This window comes from Loktanella sp. DJP18, from assembly GCF_049310965.1.
Taxonomy (GTDB): Bacteria; Pseudomonadota; Alphaproteobacteria; order Rhodobacterales; family Rhodobacteraceae; genus Loktanella.
The window spans coordinates 1-3,539 of sequence record NZ_JBMERN010000223.1 but is presented as its reverse complement, the minus strand read 5'-3'; the positions used below and the strand labels follow the sequence as shown (position 1 = coordinate 3,539).

General features: G+C 57.3%; 4 protein-coding genes. 1 reads left to right on the top strand and 3 read right to left on the bottom strand.

The features are described from left to right. Positions 1–208: ATP-binding protein (locus tag ACOI1H_RS24200; protein WP_422440769.1), on the top strand; the 208-nt coding region annotated here is incomplete at its 5' end. Positions 209–353: 145 nt separating this feature from the next. Here the strand turns inward: ACOI1H_RS24200 and ACOI1H_RS24195 are convergent. From ACOI1H_RS24195 to ACOI1H_RS24185, 3 genes are all read right to left on the bottom strand, one after another. Further along, a complete protein-coding gene (locus ACOI1H_RS24195; protein WP_422440770.1) occupies positions 354–1,025 on the bottom strand; it encodes a response regulator in 672 nt (223 codons plus the stop codon). 176 nt (positions 1,026–1,201) lie between these two features. Beyond that, positions 1,202–2,326: a Do family serine endopeptidase gene (locus ACOI1H_RS24190; RefSeq protein WP_422440767.1), complete on the bottom strand. Its 1,125-nt coding sequence runs from the start codon at positions 2,324–2,326 to the stop codon at positions 1,202–1,204. A gap of 202 nt (positions 2,327–2,528) precedes the next feature. Continuing rightward, positions 2,529–3,347: a hypothetical protein gene (locus ACOI1H_RS24185; protein WP_422440766.1), complete on the bottom strand. Its 819-nt coding sequence runs from the start codon at positions 3,345–3,347 to the stop codon at positions 2,529–2,531. Positions 3,348–3,539 lie beyond the last annotated feature (192 nt).

The window sequence follows — 3,539 nt, the reverse complement described above, 5'->3', positions numbered from 1 at the left end:
CGCACAAAAAAGGTCCTCGAGGTCATCGCGAGGGTTTTGCCCGGCGAATAAAGCCAACGACGCCAAGATGACGACCGCGCTCCTCGACCGCCTGACCCATCGCTGCCACATCCTGGAGATCGGAAACGACAGCTTCCGCTTCAAGGCCAGTTCGGCTGCAGCTGCGCGGAAAACAAAGGAGGACACTCATGACTTGACCAAAGCCTGAGCCCCGAAACATAAGCTAAAGGTTGGTCAAATCTCGGTGGAAAACCCGGGTCACTTCTGGGTGGAAATCAACATCACGTTTCTTACACCAAGTATTGGGACACGATCGAACCCAAGTCTGGGGCGCAGTACTGCGCACATGTGGGTCATTCCTCAATCCGGTAACCGACTCCGCGTACTGTCTTGATCAGGTCGGCGTCGAATGGCTTGTCGACTTTGGACCGCAACCGGCTGATATGGGTTTCCACCACGTTGGTTTGGGGATCAAAGGAAATGCCCCAGATGTTCTCCAGCAGCATGCTACGGGTTTGGAACTGGCCCTTTCGACGTAATAGATGTTCCAGAATGGCAAATTCACGTGGCAACAGCTTGATCTTTTGCTTTGCCCGCATCACGTCACGGCTAACAAGATTTACGCTCAAATCGCCGGCACGCAGAACTGTGTCCTGTGCCGGTGAGCGCGGACGCCGAGCCAATGCATTAATACGGGCCGAAAGCTCACCGAAGACGAAAGGCTTCACGAGGTAGTCGTCCGCTCCGGCGTTTAGACCCATGATCCGGTCTTCGACCGATCCCATGGCCGTCAGAAACAGAACTGGTGTGTGCTTGCCAATCACCCTCAGGGATTTGACCAGCGTCAGGCCGTCAATTTGGGGCAGCATCCAATCAACGATCATCACGTCATGGTTGGAGCGAGTGGCTTGAATCAGACCGTCATTGCCGTTGTCGACCAGATCGACGGTATGGCCTTCTCCGCGCAAGCTGCGGGCGACGTACTGGCCGGTAATTCGGTCGTCCTCGACCACGAGAATTCTCATCGCGTTCCCCTGTGCCATGGCAATCCCTCTGCAAGATGAGGCCCATTGTCCCGGTTCGTAAAAATGGCCCCGCCCCCTTAGTGGCGTTGCCGAACCCCGCTGGTGCTTCGCAGCCAAATCTTGTCCTTGGGGCGGCACACCCCGCGCAACGAGGGTGTGCCGCAGCTCAGTCAGTGTCAGGCGGCTTGTTTGGCGAGATCGCCTACGGTGACATCGATTGTCACCTCTTTGCCCTCGCGCCAAACGATGGCCTTGGTATCGGACCCAGGCGTCGTATCAGCCACGGCGCGGGTCAGGTCGCCCACATCGGCAATGTCCTTGTCGGCGAACGTGAGGATGATGTCGCCAGTTTCGAGGCCAGCCTCAGCTGCAGGGCTGTCTGCAGTCACATCTTCGATAACCGCACCCTTTGGTTCGTCGTATCCCAGAACCGAGGCAATCTCTTCGGTCATGGGTTTGATCTGAACGCCCAGCCAGCCGCGGGCGATGGAGCCATCATCCTGCAGATCGGTCACAACTTTCTGGACCAGATCAGAGGGTACTGCAAAACCTATGCCTACGGACCCGCCACCGGGGCTGAAGATCATTGTGTTGACGCCAATGACTTCTCCCTCGGCATTGAACAGAGGGCCGCCAGAATTGCCGTGGTTGATCGCAGCATCGGTCTGGATGTAGTCGTCGTAGGGTCCGGAATGGATGTCGCGCGACACGGCGGATACGATGCCCGCGGTCACGGTGCCGCCAAGCCCGAATGGGTTACCGATGGCTAGTGCCTCGTCACCGGCACGCACGGTCTCGCTATCGCCCCAAGGCACGGTAGGCAGGTCAACATCTGCGGTGATTTTGATCAGTGCAATATCCGTCAAGGGGTCAGCACCAATGACTTCGGCATCATATTCCTTGTCGTCGTTCAGCTTCACTTTAACGGTCTCAGCCCCGTCGACCACGTGGTTATTGGTAACGATCAACCCGTCTTTGGAAATGATGAAGCCAGATCCCAGCCCTTGTGCAGGTGCGTCGTTGTTGCCTTCCCCTTGGTCCGGGAACATCGGACCAAAGCGGCGCTCCAACTCCTCGCGTGGAAAGCCCGGCGGCAGCGCGTCGGCAATGGACTGTGTGTCTTGCGCCTTTCCCGTGACTTCGATGAAGACCACGGCAGGGGCCAATGTCTCGACTATATCGCCGTAGCCACCGGCGGGGACCGCCAGTGCTGTGGTAGGGGTTATGGTAATGGCAGTAGTACCGGCCAGAACGGCAGCCAAGGTAACGCCAGAAATGTGCTTGCGGATCGGGGTATTCATAAGGGGGTTCTCCATCCTCGTGGTGTGTGCCTAAGAATGCATATGGGATTGGGCATCGTCGGCGTCCTGACAGCACCTATAAAGTTTTGTAAGGTCGGAGGGCGGGCCATCCCCGCTACCCGAATAACGGGATCGCCGCTTTCAACCTCTTCCGTGGCTCTGTATGTGGCGGCCGGCGGCTCGTGCCGCCGGCGCTCTTGGCTCAGTTCTTTGCAGCGGCCATTCGGCATTGCCGATATTCTTCTTGCGTGACCATGCCGTCGCCATCGAGATCCATCTCGGCGAACTCGGACCCCGCCTGCAGTGTAGTGTCACCTTCAGGGGCATAGTTAGCTGTGCAGAAGGCCCCATCGGAATAGTCTACCTGCTGCTGACCTTGATTTGCGAAGGTGATTTCCGGTCCTTTCGTCTGTAGATCGGCCCGGATCCGGTCCATCTCGCGACGGCGGAGCTCCTGTTCGATCTGCGGTCGGATCGCATCAAGAGGGGGCACTTCGCCGTTGATGCTCTGTTTGATTTGCTCGTAGGCGGCGTTTACCGTTTCCGCGTTGACAGCATCGGCCATCTCGCGCTGCAGCCAGAACTGCACCGTGACGTCTTCCCTTGCCTCTGCGGTCGCTTGGTCGGACATGGTAGCAAAGTCCGGGTCGTCCGCAAGGTTTTCACTACCTGCACGGTCTAAGATAAGTTCACGCAGGACCAGTTGCTGCACTGCCGCTGGTAGCAGCATATCGGCGGGCTGCTGGCGCATTGCAGGAGGCAGCATACCGATCGCGCGCATGACGTCAGAATTGAGTATTTCAGCGTCACCCACGGTCACGACGACCGGGTCAGAGTCACCCGTGGTGCCGTTCATCCGCGTATTGGTCTCGTTTGCAGGTGTAGTCTCATCGGCGAGCGGCTGAGAAGGAGCGTCTTGTGGGTTGGATAGGTTTTTGCTGGCGTCCTGAGCATAGAGAGGTGCTGCCGCAAGAGACACGACGAGCGCGCCTGTGGCGGTAAGGTATGTTGTAAGTCGCATGTGGTTTCCTCCTTAACTTGCTGTTTAGAAGCAGATGATGGAGTGGCCCGTCTTCAATAGCATGATCAGAGCCTGTTGCCGAAAAGAACCGCTACGGCAAACTTGCCCGATCAATTGAATTCGTCGAAGTTTAGGCTCTGACCTTAGCCAAATCTCCACCTCGACGGTGATGACATCTCTACTTGTTTCCGT